12 protein-coding genes are annotated in these 16268 nt (G+C 69.9%); 1 reads left to right on the top strand and 11 read right to left on the bottom strand.

Going from position 1 to position 16268, the window contains the following annotated elements; translation table 11 throughout:
- The 8 genes from ACJJV7_RS01525 to ACJJV7_RS01490 form a co-directional block, all read right to left on the bottom strand.
- The coding region (locus ACJJV7_RS01525) for a prepilin peptidase (RefSeq protein ID WP_405467802.1) at positions 1-337 on the bottom strand (337 nt) is incomplete at its 3' end.
- A gap of 76 nt (positions 338-413) precedes the next feature.
- Positions 414-1403 (bottom strand): aldo/keto reductase, encoded by a 990-nt coding sequence (locus ACJJV7_RS01520; protein WP_405372341.1) that lies wholly within the window; start codon positions 1401-1403, stop codon positions 414-416.
- Between the two features lie 50 nt (positions 1404-1453).
- Positions 1454-3121 (bottom strand): cation:proton antiporter, encoded by a 1668-nt coding sequence (locus ACJJV7_RS01515; protein WP_405372339.1) that lies wholly within the window; start codon positions 3119-3121, stop codon positions 1454-1456.
- Positions 3122-3216: 95 nt separating this feature from the next.
- Positions 3217-4158, bottom strand: coding sequence for an alpha/beta hydrolase (locus ACJJV7_RS01510; protein ID WP_405372338.1), 942 nt, complete (start codon positions 4156-4158; stop codon positions 3217-3219).
- Between the two features lie 129 nt (positions 4159-4287).
- A complete protein-coding gene (locus ACJJV7_RS01505; RefSeq protein ID WP_405372336.1) occupies positions 4288-4704 on the bottom strand; it encodes an HIRAN domain-containing protein in 417 nt (138 codons plus the stop codon).
- 106 nt (positions 4705-4810) lie between these two features.
- Positions 4811-10087 (bottom strand): GDSL-type esterase/lipase family protein, encoded by a 5277-nt coding sequence (locus tag ACJJV7_RS01500; RefSeq protein ID WP_405372335.1) that lies wholly within the window; start codon positions 10085-10087, stop codon positions 4811-4813.
- 220 nt (positions 10088-10307) lie between these two features.
- The gene (locus ACJJV7_RS01495) at positions 10308-11558 is read right to left on the bottom strand and encodes an MFS transporter (protein WP_405372333.1); all 1251 of its coding nucleotides are present in this window, start codon (positions 11556-11558) and stop codon (positions 10308-10310) included.
- Positions 11559-11621: 63 nt separating this feature from the next.
- On the bottom strand, positions 11622-12128 hold the full coding sequence (locus tag ACJJV7_RS01490; RefSeq protein ID WP_405372331.1) for a DUF6301 family protein: 507 nt from the start codon (positions 12126-12128) through the stop codon (positions 11622-11624).
- 65 nt (positions 12129-12193) lie between these two features.
- Between ACJJV7_RS01490 and ACJJV7_RS01485 the strand changes: the two genes are divergently transcribed.
- Entirely contained in the window at positions 12194-12898 is a 705-nt protein-coding gene (locus ACJJV7_RS01485; protein ID WP_405372329.1) for a hypothetical protein, read from the top strand.
- Between the two features lie 45 nt (positions 12899-12943).
- On the opposite strand, the gene ACJJV7_RS01480 is transcribed toward ACJJV7_RS01485, so the two are convergent.
- Genes ACJJV7_RS01480 through ACJJV7_RS01470 form a run of 3 tightly spaced genes read right to left on the bottom strand, consistent with a single transcriptional unit; the run spans position 12944 to position 16257 of the window.
- On the bottom strand, positions 12944-13726 hold the full coding sequence (locus ACJJV7_RS01480) for a polyprenol monophosphomannose synthase (RefSeq protein ID WP_405372327.1): 783 nt from the start codon (positions 13724-13726) through the stop codon (positions 12944-12946).
- 15 nt (positions 13727-13741) lie between these two features.
- Positions 13742-15358, bottom strand: coding sequence for a glycosyl hydrolase family 8 (locus ACJJV7_RS01475; RefSeq protein ID WP_405372326.1), 1617 nt, complete (start codon positions 15356-15358; stop codon positions 13742-13744).
- Positions 15358-16257 carry a DUF4397 domain-containing protein gene (locus ACJJV7_RS01470; protein ID WP_405372324.1) on the bottom strand — a complete coding sequence of 300 codons (900 nt, stop codon included), beginning with the start codon at positions 16255-16257 and terminating at the stop codon, positions 15358-15360. The genes ACJJV7_RS01475 and ACJJV7_RS01470 overlap by 1 nt, the downstream gene beginning before the upstream one ends.
- Positions 16258-16268: the final 11 nt, after the last annotated feature.

Here is a 16268-nt window from a genome sequence, read left to right as displayed (position 1 = left end):
ATCCCACCCACCCGAGCGCGAGGCCCAGCACCCCGGCGAGCTTCACGTCTCCGCCGCCCATCCCTCCCGCCGCGCGGAGGATCAGGTAGAAGCCGAACAGGAGCAGACCGGCGAGCGCCGCGCGGAGCGCGTTCTGCCACGGCGCTCCGAGCAGGCACGCGATCGCGACCAGACCACCGAAGACGGGGTATCCCGGCAGCACCCATCGGTTCGGGAGCCGGTGGGTGCGGGCATCGACCAGGGCGAGCACGATCGAGGCGACCGCCAGCCACGCGTACGCCAGCGCGACCGCGACGACGGCGGCCACCGGCAGCTCTTCCGAGAATATGACGATCATCGGCACTCCCCCTTCCCGCCGTCACGGTAGCGGGAGGAAGGGGGTGTGCCGGATTCTCATCCCCAGGCCGGGGTCGTCACCACTGCGGGTGGATGTCCGCCCTCAGAAGACGGTCGTACACGTCGCGGACAGCGGTGGAGAACGCGGAGAGATCGGTGGTCTCCATGACCTGCCCCGCGGCGGCGTTCGACTCCGCCTGGCGCACGTTCCTCGCGCCCGGGATGACGCTCGTCACGCCGGGGAGCGACGCCGCCCATGCGAGCGACGCCTGCGGCAGGGTCACGCCCTCGGGGAGCGCCTCGGACAGCTCGGATGCCGCCTGGAGCCCGGTCTCGTAGTCGACGCCGGAGAACGTCTCGCCCCGGTCGAAGGCCTCGCCCTGCCGGTTGTAGGACCGGTGGTCGTTCTCGGCGAACGTCGTCTCGCGCGTGTACCGGCCGCTCAGGAGACCCGAGGCGAGAGGCACCCGCGCGAACACGGCGACACCGGCGGCATCCGCTGCGGGGAGCACCTCGTCGAGCGGCTTGAGGCGGAGCGGGTTCAGGATGATCTGAATGTTCGTCACGTTCGGGCGCGCGATGGCCGCCAGCGCCTGCGCCGTCGTCTCGACGGACACCCCGTAGGCCCCGATGGCGCCCGTCGCAACGAGGACGTCGAGGGCGTCGTAGGTCTCATCGGCATCGATGACCGTGGCGGGCGGGCAGTGCAGCTGGACGAGATCGAGGGTGTCGACCCCGAGGTTGCGCCGTGACCGTTCGGTCCAGGCCCGGAAGTTCTCGGGCGTGTAGTTCTCGCGCTCCTGCGGGAGGCGTCGACCCATCTTGGTCGCGACGGTGATCCCGTGACCGGGCCGTCCGTCGAGGAAGGTCCCGATGATCGATTCGCTACGGCCGTCGCCGTACACGTCGGCCGTGTCGAAGAGGGTGACGCCGGCGTCGGCGGACGCCGCGAGAACGGCGTGCGCGTCGTCCTCGGAGACGTCACCCCAGTCCGCGCCGAGCTGCCAGGTGCCGAGTCCGATGGCCGAGACGGTGCGGCCGGTGCGTCCGAGGGTGCGCTGTTGCATGAGCCCAAGGCTAGCGAGGCGGCGGGCTCGCCGGGCCTCCGGAACCGACTTCAGTGCTGTCCGCGGCGGAGCTCGATCGCGATCTGCGCCGCATCGAGGATCGCGAGTTCATCGGCGAGGATGTCGGCGTCGAATGCTCCCTCGTCCCGTGCGTCGAGGAGCGCGGCACGCTGCGCGGCGAGCACCGCGAGCCGGTGCCGCGACTGGACGTCGAAACGCTGGGCCTCGGTCGCGTCATCGCGGCGGACGGGCGCGGGAACGCTGTCGCCGCTCCGGCGCATCAGCGCGAGCACCTCACGCCGGTCGTCCGCTGCGCGGGCGTCGATGCGCTGCGCCTGCGTCTTGCTGCCGACCCTGCGTACGAAGAGGGCGACCGTCGATCCCTGTCCGAGGAGCGACAGTGCGGCGACGGCGAAGGCGATGAGGATCAGGACGGGCCGCTGCGGGGTCTCCTCGGGAAGCGTCTGCGCGGCCGCGACCGTGATCGCGCCGCGCATCCCCGCCCACACCACGACCGCACCTTCGCGCCAGCCGAGCGGGGCGCTCAGGAAGTACCGGATGTCGGAGAGTCCCCGCGTGACGCGGAGGGTGAAGCGGGCGAGGTCGTTGTCGCTCGTCCGTCGCCCCCGACGCTGGAGCTCCTCCCGGACGCCCGCGGTGCCCTCATCGCTGTCGAGCCGCTGCTGGATTCCCTCGAGACGAGGGCGGAGCTTCCCCACTCGGCGCGCTCGGAGGGACAGTCGCGAGAGCAGGGGCACCACATACGCCGCCCGCACGAGGATCGTGAGCACCCACGCCCCGACGGCGATGGCGATCGCGATGTGCACGCCGCCGTGGTCGGACTCGACGTCGGCGATGATCGCGCTGAGCTGCAGCCCCATCAGGAGGAAGACAGCTCCCTCGAGCACGAGTTCGACGGTGCGCCAGTTCTGCGCATCGGACAGGCGGTTCTGCGCCGAGAGCTGCCGAGGCGCACGGATGCCGGTGACGAGCCCGGCGGCGACGGCGGCGACGAGGCCCGATGCGCCGAGCAGCTCCGCTGGCACGGCCGCCAAGAACGGCACCGTGAAAGAGATGACCGTGTTGACGGTGGGATCGGTGGCGCGGCGGCGGACCACGAGGTTCGCCCAGCCGACGAGCCCACCGATGCCGATCGCGATCGCGACGGAGTAGGCGAACGTGCCGACCGCGCCCCAGAACGAGAACGATGCCGCTGCCGCGACGATGGCGGTGCGCAGCAGCACGAGCGCGGTCGCATCGTTGAGGAGGCTCTCCCCCTCGAGGATCGCCACCACACGTGTGGAGACCGGGGTCCGCTTGATGATGGACGTCGCGACGGCATCCGTCGGGCTGACGATGGCGCCGAGTGCGACGCCCCATGCGAACCCGAGGCCGGGGAGCACGAACATGAAGAAGAGCCCCAGCACGAGAGAGGTCGCGATGACGAGGAACACCGACAGGCCGCCGATCGCGGCGAACTCGCGCCTGAACCGCATCGCCGGCATCGAAACGGCCGCCGAATAGAGCAGGGGCGGAAGGATGCCGGTGAGGATCCATTCCGGGTCGAGCTCGAAGTCGGCGAAGAAGGGCAGCAGGCTCCCCGCGACACCGAGCCCCACCAGGAGCACGGGGGCGGCCACGCCGACGCGAGGGCCGACGACCGCGGATGCCGCGACGAGCAGCAGGCCCACCACGAGGATGACGAGAGTTTCAGTCACCCGCCCAGCCTCGCAGACGATGCGGGATCGGGCGCGACGGCTGTCGCCCGCTGCCGGCGACGCGCACGAGCGCCCGGCTCACGGCATCCGAGAGGTCAGCGGGGCGAATCGGCCGCGGCGGCCCTGAAGATCTCGGTCATCCACGCGCGAGCGCGACCCATGAGCGATCGTGCGGGCGCGGTGTCCGCCGCCCAGTTCTCGAACCCGTGCGGGGCCCCTGCGACCACGTCGAGAGTCGTGGGAACGCCCGCGCGTTCGAGCCGTCTCGCGTACTCAACGTTCTCGGCGGAGAACAGCTCGATGTCGCCGACGGCGAGGTACGCCGGCGCGAGCCCCGAGAGGTCGGGGCGCCTGGCCGCCGCCGCGTACTCCGGCACGGCCGCGGTCCCGTACGTGCCCGGCAGGTACCCGCTCCACCCCATTCGATTGAGGCGGTTGTTCCACACCCAGTGATCGACGTCGTCGAGGGAGCGGTCCGCCGCGGTCGAGTCGTCGATCATCGGCGCGAACAGCCACTGACCGACGGGCTGGATGCCGCCGTCGTCGTGGATGCGGTGCACGAGCGCCGCCGCCAGTCCGCCGCCGGCGCTCTCGCCGCCCACGATGATCTGCGCGGGGTCGACACCGAGCGAGGCGGCGTTCGCCAGCAGCCAGCGCCACGCGGCGAGCACGTCGTCGTGCGCGGCGGGGAACGGGTGCTCCGGCGCAACGCGGTAGTTGACGGAGACGACCGTGACCCCGACGTCGCGCGCGGTCTCGGCGCAGATCCGTTCGTCCTGCTTCGCGTCCCCGAACAGCAGTCCGCCGCCGTGAATCCACAGGAGGGCGCCGCTGGTGCGGCGGGCGGCGGGCTCATACACGCGCGCCCGGCGGCCTGCGGCCACGACGGTGCGGACGCGGACGGTCGGAGTGACGGGGGGCCGCATCAGACGGATCGCGACGCGCATGACGGTCCGGACCATCGGATTGCCGGGGTTCAACGACGGCAGCCGCCTCGTCAGGTCGCGGAGTTCCGGGTCGACGAGCTCGATGTCCATGGGTCCCCGTTTCCGCGATACGACGTCTTCGCCGTCTTCGCCGTCTTCGCCGTCTTCATGATGACAGCAATTCGCAGTCGGGAATAGCACCGGCGCGAGACGACCAGCGGCCGGCGGACCGGACGTGCGTCAGCAGGCGGTGCAGAGCGTCGCGCCGGCGGTGTATCCGCGCAGAGCGTCGACAGTGGGCACATCCACGCGGAGCGTGATGCTGCCGCGCTCGCTTCCGGCGCCGTTGACGACGGCGGCTCCCCCGAGCTGGTCGAGGTAGGGCGCGAGCGGCTCTGCGGCAGCCGGGGAGAGATACCCGACGCTCCGACCGTTGGAGTAGACCGCGACGGCGGCAGGATCACGTCGGGAGTCGGGTTCGCGGCGCAGAACGTAGAGCCGATCATCCTGCGTGCGGCGCTCGCGATCGTTCACGAGGTAGTAGGTCCGTTCGACGGCGACGCGCTCCGAGGGGAGGTCGCGCAGGTCGGGCAGGGAGTCGTGGGCGCTGGAGCGCCCCGTGACGGCGTGGATGAGCTGTTCGAACCAGGTGGGCACGAATGCCCCCTTCCTTACTCCCACCGCGAGATCCGCAGTGCCCTTCCAGTGTGTCACGGGGCGCCTGGCAGTCCCCCGAGGGTGACCACCAGGCGCTCCCGTGAGGTCAGCGGACGACGACCGTGATCGGGGCCGACCGGGTCTTCCCGGCCTCGTTGGCGAACTCGGCGACGTACTCGTACGTCCCCGGCGTCCGGCCCGTCACGGGCGTCTGGGCACGCTGAGCCTTCGGCGACGCGGCCGTCAGATCCTGAGTGTCGATCGCCTTCCCGTTCTCGAACAGGGTGTAGCCGGTCGCGTTCGTCCCCCACCACAGGTTCGTGGTCAGGACGTAGCGGCCGTCGCCGTCGCTGTTGTCATGCGACACCACCGGAGGGGCCGGAGCGGCATCCTTCACGACCACCGTCGTCGAGGTGGTCTTCGTGACGCCGGCGGCATTGACGAGCTCGCCGGTGTAGACGTACGTCCCGTTCGACCGTCCCGCCACGTCGACCGTGGCGACCTGCGCGCGCGGCGAATCGGCTGTCAGGACGCGCGTCGCGATCGGCTCGCCGTTCTCGTAGAGGCGGAACACCGACCCGTTGACTCCCCACCACAGGTTCATGGTGACGGCGAACGTCCCGTCGTGGAGGCCGTCGTCCCATCCGCTGTTCGTCGACAGCGCGCCGCGCCCGGGAGCGGTGGTCGACCCGTCGTCGGCGAACACGAGGAAGCGGGTCTCCGCCGTGGCGACCAGGCCGTCGTGGTTGACGGCACGGACGGTGAGGACGTGCTCACCGACCCGTCCATCGAGCTCGATGACGGCATCGGCGGCCACCGGCTCGCCGTCGAGCGCCACATCGAGGTTGCGCACGCCCGACTCGGGGTCTTCTGCCGTGACCGCGAGTCGCAGCTCGTCGCTCTCCGCGAGCAGAGCGTCCCGCGGCGGGAGGCCCGAGATGACCGGAGCCGTCTCATCGCTCGCCCCGCTCGCGTCGCCGGTGACGGCGATCGAGGGCATCGGTGCCGGGTCCATGCCGTCGCCGATGAAGAAGCTCGGGTGCGGCGGCTGGTTGTAGCCGGTGTTCTGCCAGGCCACGGCGACCCGGTACTGCATGTCGTGCATGAGTGTCGGGATCCTCAGCTCGGTCTCGTCGCTGGTCGAGTAGATCCGCAGCTCGGACGAGTCCGCCGAACGCCACACGATCTCCTCGCGCCAGTCGCCGAAGAGGTCTGCCTGCAAGTTCGGAGTGCCCTTGGTGCCGTTATTCGACCGCGCGCCCTCGTCTTCGAGGATCACCTTCTCCATGCCCGCCTCCCAGTCCCACTTCGAGACGGTCGGCGTGCCCTGTGACGTGCTCGCGTTCCAGGAGTGGTCGACGATCTCGCGCAGTGGGTCCCCGTCGAACCACGCCAGGAAGTTCGCCGCTGGGATCTGGTCTCCGATGCGCTCTCCGGATGCCGAGACGAGGCGCCCGGTGCGGGAGTTCCACGCGGCGTCGCCGCCGACGGCCCAGCCCTCTGCGCCCGGATGGCGCGGATCGATGTCGCCGGAGGCCGCTCGGCCGGTGTCGACCGTGGCGGGGATGTCCCAGAGGATCTCACCGGTCCGGGCGTCGCGGAAGGTGGCGCCCCGGTTTCCCGACGCCGACATGGTCTCGTGGGCGGCGAAGATTTCGAGGCCCGGTCGCGACGGGTCGAGGTCCGACACGTGCAGCGCGTCGCCGTGGCCGAGTCCGGTGGAGTACAGCACCTCGCCGTCGTCGTCGATCGTGGCGGACCCGAAGACGATCTCGTCCTTCGCGTCACCGTCGACGTCGGCCACCGACATGGAGTGGTAGCCCTGCCCGTAGACCGCCTCGGACCCGTCGTCGTCGGTGTCGAACACCCACCGCTCGGACAGCTCTTCGCCGTCGAAGTCGAAGGCGCCGATGACGGCTCGGGTGTAGTAGCCGCGGCTGAAGACCGCGCTGGGGCGCTCGCCGTCGAGATAGGCGACCGACGCGAGGAACCGGTCGACGCGGTTTCCGTAGGTGTCGCCCCACGAGCCGACGTCACCGCGCTGCGGGACGTAGTCGATCGTGTCGACCGCCGCCCCGGTGAGACCGTCGAAGACCGTGAGGAACTCGGGCCCCTGGAGGACGTAGCCCGAGCTGTTGCGGTGATCGGCACCGGCGTTGCCGATGGGCCGGCCCGCGCCGTCGATCGTGCCGTCGGCGGTGCGGGTGATCAGCTCAGCCCGGCCGTCTCCGTCGAAGTCATAGACCATGAGATCGGTGTAGTGGGCACCGGCCCGGATGTTCACGCCGAGGTCGATCCGCCACAGCCGCGCGCCGTCCATGCGGTAGGCGTCAACGTAGACGTTTCCCGTGTAACCGCCCTGCGAGTTGTCCTTCGCGTTCGACGGGTACCACTTGACGATCAGCTCGTACTGTCCGTCACCGTCGACGTCGCCCACCGAGGTGTCGTTCGCGGAGTAGGTGTACGGCTGGCCGTCCCGGGTGTAGTCGTCGGCCGGTTTCTGCAGCTCGAGCGACCGATAGGCCGCCGTCTGCACGCCGACCGGGTCGGACTCGGTCGTCTCGACGACGTCGTCGCCGGAGCCGCTCAGGCGGGTGACGAAGTAGGTCGAGTCATCGGCGCCGTCCTCGTCGAGCAGATTCGTGGAGTCGGTCACCGGTGATCCGGTGATGCGCTTTCCGTCGCGGTAGACGTGGAAGCCGGCGTCCGCAGGATCGGTACCGAGCAGGCGCCACGACACGAGCACACCGGCATCCGTCTTCGTGGCCGCCACGCCCCGGTCGAGGTACTCGGCCTGACGCTGGAGCACCGTGGGCGCGGGCGTCTCGAACTGATCGGATGCGGCGCCGGCGCCGCCCGCGTTGACCGGTACCACGGTGTAGAAGTAGGGCACGGTGGTAAGGACGTCCGAGTCGATGAAGCGCGCGACGTCGGCGGTGCCGACGAGGTCGCCGCGTTCCCCTTCGGTCTCGGAGCGGAACACGAGCGCATACACCGCGTCGGTCGGGGAGGTCCACGACAGTTCGATCTCGCGCTTGTCGACGCGCTCGGCGGTCACCTCGCGGGGCGCAGCGGGGGCCTCGACGCCCGGATCGACGAGGCTCGTCTTCACCGTCTTCGAGGGCACCGATTCGAGGTTCGTCTGGTCGATCGCGGTGACGTGATAGCTGTAATCGAGTCCGACCCGCGCCGTCCGGTCGATGTAGCGAGCCTCGTCGGTGTCTCCGATCAGGACGGGGGCCGTGTCGAACATCGATGTGCGGTAGACGTTCCAGCGGAGCCCGGCTTCGGTCTCCCACTCGAGTTCGATCGTCGGCGCGGCAGGATCGGCGTCGATGCCGGCGACGGCGAGTCCGGTGGGACCGAGGAGGATCGGAGTGACCTCGAGGCCGTTGAGGCGCGTGCCTGCCGCGGCCCCGTATGCCTCGATGTTCAACTGGCCGTCGGTCACGAGGAAGGGACCCCGGAGCACGGTCGCCACTGCGCCGCGTCCGGCGTTGCCGGAACCGGCATCCTTCCCCTCGACCCGGAAGCTCGTGCGCGTCGAGCCGATCCAGTCGCCCGAGAAGGTCTTCACCGAGTAGGTGCCGTTCGGCACGTCGAGCGCGAAGGTGGAGCTGTCGCCCGGGAGGACGAAGTCGCGGACGAGATCGTTCGAGCCGTCGGCCGCGCCGCGGTCGCGACCGGCGTTCGCCGGGAGGGTGTTGGTGAACCCGAAGCCGCGTTCTGCGGAATAGGCGAGATTCGGCGTGACCTCGGTGTACCCGGCGGCCAGGGGATTGCCGGTCAGCTGGAAGTCGAAGCGGTAGGCGGCCTGCTTCGTCGTGAACTCGACGATCGCCGACGGATCGGACTCCCCGCGGCCGTTGACCGCGACGACCCGGTAGCGGAATGTCGCACCCTCGGTCAGGCCCTGCACGAGGGTCGTGGGCTGGGTCACGGTGCCGACCAGCGTCCAGGCATCGGCCGCGTCGCCGGCAGCCTGCCGGTAGACCTTGTAGATGTCGGCCGCGGGAACCGCGTCCCACCGGAGGGTCGCACCTCCGTTGCTGATGCCGCCTGCGACGAGATTCTGCGGCGACGCGGGAACGGCGGCCGGCTGCTCGGTGTCGGTCACCTTCGCCGCGAGCGGGTCGTCGAGCTCGGCGATCCCCTGGGCGACGAGCCTGGCCATCTGGATCGCGCCGTACTCCTGGAAGTGCGTGTCGTCGACCGTGCCGCCGGGACGGTTCGGGAAGACGCCCGGGTCGACGTGGAGGAACACGGCCTTGGCCGCCTCGGGCCCGATCTCGTCGAGGTAGGCGCGGCTGGATGCCGACAGGTCGATCAGCGGCACGTCCTCCTCGGTCGCGAGCTCGGTCATCTTCTCGACGTACTCGGGGAAGCTCACCCGGAACAGGCCCGTCTCGGGGTCGAAGTTCCGCCGCGATACCGGCGTCACCAGAACCGGAGTCGCACCGCGCTGGCGGGCCCCGTCCACGTAGACCCGGAGGTACTCCTTGTAGTCGGCCGGCGACGCATACCGGTCGTCGACACCCTGCGTCGCGTCGTTGTGCCCGAACTGGGTGAACAGGTAGTCACCGGGACGGATCGTCCGCAGCACCTCGTCGAGACGCCCCTGGGTGATGAAGTTCTTCGATGACCGACCTCCGATCGAGCGATTGGTCACGGCGACGTCGTCGGTGAGGAAGCGGTCGAGCATCTGCCCCCAGCCAGCCTGCGGCGCGTAGGCCGTCGCGTCGTAGGTCTGCACCGTGGAGTCGCCGGTGAGGTAGGTCGTGGGGATCGCCCCCGCCGTGCGCTCGGGCAGGCGGGTGATCGTGAGGGCGCCCAGGGATGCCGCCGCGCCTCCGATCTGAAGAGTCAGACGCCCGTCGACGAGGGCGATGGGGAACGCCATCTCGAGGTACTCCCCCGCGGCTTTCGTGGTCGGCTGGACCTTCGCCATCCCCTCGGCGGTCACGGAGATGTCCGTCGCGCCCTCGGCGTCGCCTGCCACGATCGCGACGGAGTAGTCACCCGCGCCGAGTTCGATCTCGAACGTGCCGCCCTGCGCGGCGACGAAGTCGGAACGCACGGCGTCGTCGCCGCCGCGGTCGACGTCGGCCGGGTCGGCCGACGGGGCGGTCGAGAACCCGTAGCCCCATTCGGCGTCGAAGGTCGTGGCCGCGGTGACACCGATCGCGCCGTCGGCGACGGCACCCGGTCCGAAGTCGAAGGCCACGACGTCACCCGTCGGCAGCGGACGGGGGTCGCCCGCTGCCTCGGCGGTCGCAGGGGATGCGGCCAGGAGCGTGGCGATGAGGACGGCGGCGGACGTCGTCGCGAGGGCCGACCGGATCGGCCGGGGGCGGGCGGGGGCGTCGAGATGGCGTGCAGCCAAGGGGTTCCTCCTGGACATCGTCGGCGAGAAGGCATGCCGATCAGCCCGGACCTGACGGTCGGAGGGCAGCGCAGCAGGCGGGTGCGTGTGAACGAGATCACGCGGAAGGACGCCGCGCATCCACCGTTGGAAAGCGCATTCCGTCCTCGTGGACAGATACTCGCACGGCTTCGCCGCGCGGCGCAACCGATCCATCCGATCGAATGAATCGTGTCAATGGCTACTGCAAGGCATCCGTCTCATCGTCGACGACGGGCGCGGCGGCGATGTGAGAGATGGGCCGCCAAACGAGCAGCAGTGTGAGCGCCGCCCCGACGAACGCGAACCACCACGGACCCGTGAGTCCCCAGATCTGCGCGATGACGCCTCCGAGCGCTTGGCCGATCACCAAGCCGCCGAAGACGCCGACCATGTTCACGGAAGCGATCCGCCCCTGCAGCTCATGCGGTACGAGCCGCTGGCGGACGGTCGTCGAGATGGTCGCCCAGACGAACGCGTACGCGCCGAAAGCGATCATGATGACGAACGCGACCGCGCCGGAGGTGGTGAGCGCGAACGCGAGGTGCATCAGCACCTCGGCGCTCAGACAGACCCGCATCAGTGCCGTGAAGGTGAATCGCCGCTCGAGCCATCCGAAGCTCACCGTCGACAGCAGCCCGCCGATCGCGGACGCGGTCGTCAAGGCGCCGTATCCGACAGGCCCCATCTGCAGGTAGTCGGTCGCGTACAGCACCAAGACTCCCCAGGGCGCCGCCCAGGTGATGTTGAACGTGAGGATGATGATCACCAGGGTCCGCACCGGGGGGTTCCGCCAGAGCCAGCGGACCCCCTCCCGGATGTCGGTGTGGACGGCCGTCCGAGGGCGATCGGGGACGGGCACCCGAGTGGTGGCGATGCGGGAGATGAGCACGACGGCGAGCGCGACGGCCAGTGCCTGCACGGCGAACGGCCAGAACGATCCGACCGCGAACAAGAACGCGCCGAGCGGCGGTCCGCCGAACTGATTGGCGACGAGGAAGCCCGCCTGCAGACGGGCGTTCCCGATGCCCAGGTCGGCCTTTTTCACCATCATCGGCAGCAGGGTGCTGCTGGTGGTGTCGACGAACACCTCGGCGCACCCGTAGACGAACGCCACGACGAGCACCACCCAGATGTTGGCCACGCCGGTGAGGAGGAAGGCGCAGAGGGCCACGAGCACGAGGGCGCGGGTGCCGTTCGCCACCATGATGAGCACACGACGATCGACGCGATCGGCGATCGCGCCCGCGTGCAGCCCGAACAGCAGCCACGGCAGGAACTGCATGATGGCGCCCGACGCGACCAGCACGGGCGAATCGGTCATCGACGCGATGAGAAGCGGGGATGCCGCGAGCGCGATGCCATCGCCGACGTTGCTCGTCCACGACGAGGCGAGCAGCCAGCGGAAGTCCCGCCCCAGCCGCTTCGGCGCGACCCACTCTCCGATGCCCACCGCACGAGCCTACGATGGGCGTCCCCCAGCGGCGACAGCGGGCCGTCGGGCAACCGAAGATCGTCAGCCGATGTCCTCACCAGCGTCCGCCGCGCGACCGGCATCGATGCCCAGCCGCTCCTCGCGCCGCTCCACATCGGCGAACCGCTGGTCCTGGACGACGAGCAGCACTTTCTTCGGCACGGTCCTGAGCCAGATCCGGCCACCGTTGCCCAGTTCCCAGTGCGCGTCGTCGCCCTGCACATCGTCGGCCGCACCAAGGTGCCCGTTCAGCACCGACCGCAGTTCGCGCGCGGCACCCCGCAGTGCGATTCGGTCGTCAGTCTTATCGGAGACCGCGATCACGACCTGTGAGACCGCGTCGTCCGCGACCAGGGAACGAACAGTCGGCAGGTTCACGGAATAGCCAGAACGGTGCTGGATACCGCTGGAGGTCTCCAGCTTGGGTTGCCAGCCCAGGCGCCCGGCGAGTGCCCGGAAGTCGTCGCGGCCCAGCGGCCATGACACGGACGCGAAGGCTTCGCACACGGCATCGATCTGCGCGTCCGTGGCTCTGACAAGCGCGTTCATCCGGTCATCCTATGACGGTCTCCGCACGGGCTTGACCGGCGACGAGCGAGAACATCGATACGTCCATGACCGGTCCTTTCGTCACTCGTGCCCTCGGTCGAGGTCTCGCTGCCGGCTTCGGCGCACTGCAGGCGCTCCGGCATCCGAGGCCCATCCATTCGCGAGGAATCATTCTCGAGGGCGATATCCGGTGGGTTGCGGGCTCGGCCCGGTCGGGCGTCTCGTGGATCGACGCCCAGCCCGCCGGCCGGAGCGCTCCCGTCATCGGGCGACTGTCGCGCTCCCTCGGACTCCCCGCTCCGGTTCCCGACATCCTGGGTCTCGCGCTCCGCGTCGAGACCGGAGAAGGCACCGCCGACCTCGAGTTCGCCTCGACGGGGAGCGGACTGCCCCTGCGCTTCGCGCTCCTCCCGCATACCCGGCCCTCCGCGGCGACCTTCGGCATCCTGCTGCCCTATCGCGGCACAAGCGGACCCGTGCTGCTGCGCGCCAAGCCGCTCGGCACCCCGCTCCCCCCGGGCGGGGCGGCTCTCGACGACGCCCTCACACGCGCGGACTGGCGACTGCAGCTGTCGTTCGCGTCTACCGCCGGGCCGTGGCGTCCGTTCGCCGTGATCACCCTCCGAAGGGCGCGGGATCAGACCGACGCCCTCCGGTTCGATGCGGGAACGCGGCTGCTGCCGGGCGCCGGCATGTACCGCTGGGTTCGCGCGCTGCGCCAGCCCTCCTACGACCGGGTGCAACGCGGACGGAGGTCGCTCTCCCGATGATCCGTCCTCGGCGCCGCCCGTCGGGCGATCGGCGGGAACCCGCACTCAGGAGGGGGCGAGGCGGCGCGAGTTGGCGCGAACGGACGGAAGGCGCCGGTGATGGAGAAGCAGCTCCCGCGCAGCGGTCAGCCTGCGGCGGATCCCCCACATGGTGACCATCAGCAGCGACTCCCGGACGATGCTTCCGCTCATCTTGCTCACGCCATGCTCACGCTCCACGAAGGTGATGGGGACTTCGACGACCTGAAGTCCGCTCTCGAGTCCTCGCCAGAGCAGATCCAGCTGGAAGCAGTAGCCCTGAGAGGCGACGCCGTCCACACCGATCGCGTTGAGAGCGGTCGTGCGATAAGCGCGGTAGCCTCCGGTCGCGTCGCGAACGCTGATTCCCAGCGCGAGGCGCGCGTAGACGTTGCCGCCGATGCTCAGGACCTTCCTGTGCAGCGGCCAGTTCACCACTCTGCCGCCCGGCACCCACCTCGACCCGAGGACGATGTCGGCAGAGCTCAGCTGGTCGAGCATCGTCGGGAGCGCCTCGGGCTGGTGCGAACCGTCGGCATCCATCTCGACGAGGACGTCGTATCCTCGGGCGCGACCCCAGGCGAATCCTGCGAGGTAGGCGCGACCCAGTCCTTCTTTCGCCGTTCGATGGAGGACGTGCACGCCCGGGTGCCTCGAGGAAAGTCCGTCTGCGACGTGACCGGTGCCGTCAGGCGACGAATCATCGACGATGAGGACGTCGGAACGTCCCACGGCCAGCACGCGGTCGACGATCCATTCGATGTTCTCCCGCTCGTTGTACGTCGGGATGATGGTGAGCGTGGTGTGCATGTCAGAGCCTTTCGTTCACTGTTCCGTCGACGCGACCGCGGTCACGACGATGTTGTCCTCGTAAAGCCCGGTCTCGCCGCTGATGGGCCCGCCGCACGTGACCAGTCGGAGCTCCGGAGTGGGGACGGGCGCGTAGATCGATTCCGTCGGGAAGGTGTGTTTCTTGACGCTTTGCGTACCGGTGACGACGAACTCTGCGACCGTGCCGTCGCTGCGGGAGACGGACACCGTGTCGCCTGGAGCGAGTTTCGACAGATCGTGGAAGATCGCGGCGGCCCACGGCGAGTCGACGTGCGCCGCGATCACCGCAGGGCCGACGTCGCCGGGGACGACCCCGTCTTCGTACCAGCCGACGTCGTTGTAATCCGCGGGAGCTTCGATCCATCCGTCGTCGCCGCGGCCGAGCCCGATCAGGTCGGATTCGACCCCGATCGCCGGGATGGAGACATGTTCGGGGACGGCGTCCGATGCGGCCCGGGCCGGCACAGGATCCTGGAGGGCACCGGCATCCGAGCGGGATGATGCTCCTTGTGCGTCCGCGGATGAGACGTCGAGCCGGGGACATCCACCGAGGGTCGCGGTGGTGAGCATCGCATCCGCCAGCGCGGCCCACGCGTCGCCGAAGTACGTCGGGACGCGTGCTGCAGTGTCTTTCATCCGCGCGAGGTCGGCGGCTGCGTCCGCGCTGCGCTCGTCCGCAGCGTAGGCGGCGGCCCGGGCCGCGTAGGCGACCGGGTGCTGGTCGGTTGTCAGCGATCCACCGCCGGAGTCGATCTCTGCCGGCAGCACGTCATCCGCAGGAAGGGCGGTGGCGATTCGAGCGGCGAGCTCGACGTCGGCAGCGGTGCAGGACTCGGCGTAGCGAATCGAGGCGCGGGCGGCGTCATATCCGAAGGAGGGCTCGCCCGTTCCGTCTGCGGCGCCCGCGATCGCGACCGACCCGTCGTCCGCGATGGTCGCCCAGTTGGTCGGCAGGGCGTTCGCGTCCCACAGTGCCTTCGTCGCGGCTCGACTGCCCTCCGCGAGCTCGGCCCACCGCGGATCCCCCGACGCGTCCGACATCACCGCGTAGGCGACGGGCGACGCGTACGACGGGTTGTACGCGTGCGGCGATGTGGTCGCCCATGGTCCAGGGAGGAGGATCCGCCCGAGGGCGGTGGTCGCCGTCATCTCATCGAGAAGGGCGTCGCCGAGCTCGACACCGTCAGCGCGAAGATCGGGTCGATCGAACGCCTCCCCCGCGAGCACGAGCGCACGCGCCGCGTCGAGATCGGCGTCGGAGGCGGGTTCGTCGTCGACGATCGCCCCGTCATCCCATCGCCACGCCAGCAAGGAGTCATCGCGCTGGATGTTGGCGGTGGTCCACTGCCAGATCTCGTCGAACCGCGCCTCATCGTCGGCGACGACCGCGAGCAGCAGACCGTACGCCTGACCCTCGCTCACCGTGTCGCCACCCTGGTCCGTGCGAACGACCCGACCTTCCTCGAGGTACTCGTCGAGGAAGGTCTCGGCGGAGGTGTCGTCTTTCGCCGGCGCGGAAGGGTCGGTCGGGCCGGCGCCCGCGCAGGCGGTGAGAGCCAGAGCGACGGCGACGGTCGCCGAAGCTCCCGCAAGCATCCGCGAGTTTCGCATCAGCTGCTCTCCTCGATTCCCCGGCGACGACGTGCGGCGATCGAGAAAGCGACGCCTCCCAGGACGAGAGCAGCCACCGCGATCGAACCGACGGGGGCGTTCTGCTCGCCCGCCGTCCCGCCTCCACCGGTCTCGATTCCGCCGATCGGCATGTCCGCCAGCGTCGCGGAATCCGTCACCGCCTTGGCGGTGAGAGCGCCCGCGGCATTGTCGAGGACGAACAGCGTCGACACGGAACCCGCCGGGAGATCGACGTCGGCAGATGACATGTCCGCCGCTCCTGCAAGTTCCAGGTTCCAGGATCCCGCGGCGACCGAGGCGTATCCGGTGGCGGTCCCGGTGGGAACGTCACGCGCGATCGGCTGGCCTTCTGCGGTATCCACGCTGACGGTCGGTTCGAGCGTCGAGGCCTGGATCACGCGGACACGCGCCTCACCCCGGGCGGGAGCGGAGAGGTCGTCCTCGAACACCGCGGTCTTGAGGTCGGAGTTGACACCGTAAGCGGCGACGGTCACCGGGTCGCCGGCGGCCACCTCGACGGACTGCTCCACGACCGGTTCGGCATCGTCGCCGGCATCCGAAGGCACCATCGAAACGACATACGTCCCTTCAGCGAGCGGGATGTAGTCGCTGACCGCGCCGTATGCGACATCGTCGAGTTCGTACACGACGGCGCCGCCGGCAAGTGCTGTCATCTGCACATCGACGGACTTGGTGTCCGGCGACAGATGCGCGACACGTGCCCATCCGCCGGGGTCGGCGGGGGCCGCCGAGGCGGCCGGGGCTGCCGCGACGACGAGAGCGAGCGGCACGGCCGCCACTGCCGCGAGAGCCAGCCCTCGGGCAGCGCGTCGGGGGGAACGGGCCGCCGAGTGGAGGGGTGAGGTGTTCCGGATCATGGTTCGCCTTT

It is taken from the genome of Microbacterium sp. Ld4, from assembly GCF_045066555.1.
Classification (GTDB): domain Bacteria; phylum Actinomycetota; class Actinomycetes; order Actinomycetales; family Microbacteriaceae; genus Microbacterium.
This window is presented reverse-complemented; position numbering and strand designations above follow the sequence as displayed.

Bases quoted from the DNA above. Each gene is read 5' to 3' on its own strand.
- ACJJV7_RS01520 (WP_405372341.1), bottom strand. From the start codon at position 1,403: ATGCAACAGCGCACCCTCGGACGCACCGGCCGCACCGTCTCGGCCATC.
- ACJJV7_RS01510 (WP_405372338.1), bottom strand. From the start codon at position 4,158: ATGGACATCGAGCTCGTCGACCCGGAACTCCGCGACCTGACGAGGCGG.
- ACJJV7_RS01490 (WP_405372331.1), bottom strand. From the start codon at position 12,128: ATGAACGCGCTTGTCAGAGCCACGGACGCGCAGATCGATGCCGTGTGC.
- ACJJV7_RS01485 (WP_405372329.1), top strand. From the start codon at position 12,194: ATGACCGGTCCTTTCGTCACTCGTGCCCTCGGTCGAGGTCTCGCTGCC.
- ACJJV7_RS01480 (WP_405372327.1), bottom strand. From the start codon at position 13,726: ATGCACACCACGCTCACCATCATCCCGACGTACAACGAGCGGGAGAAC.
- ACJJV7_RS01475 (WP_405372326.1), bottom strand. From the start codon at position 15,358: ATGCGAAACTCGCGGATGCTTGCGGGAGCTTCGGCGACCGTCGCCGTC.
- ACJJV7_RS01470 (WP_405372324.1), bottom strand. From the start codon at position 16,257: ATGATCCGGAACACCTCACCCCTCCACTCGGCGGCCCGTTCCCCCCGA.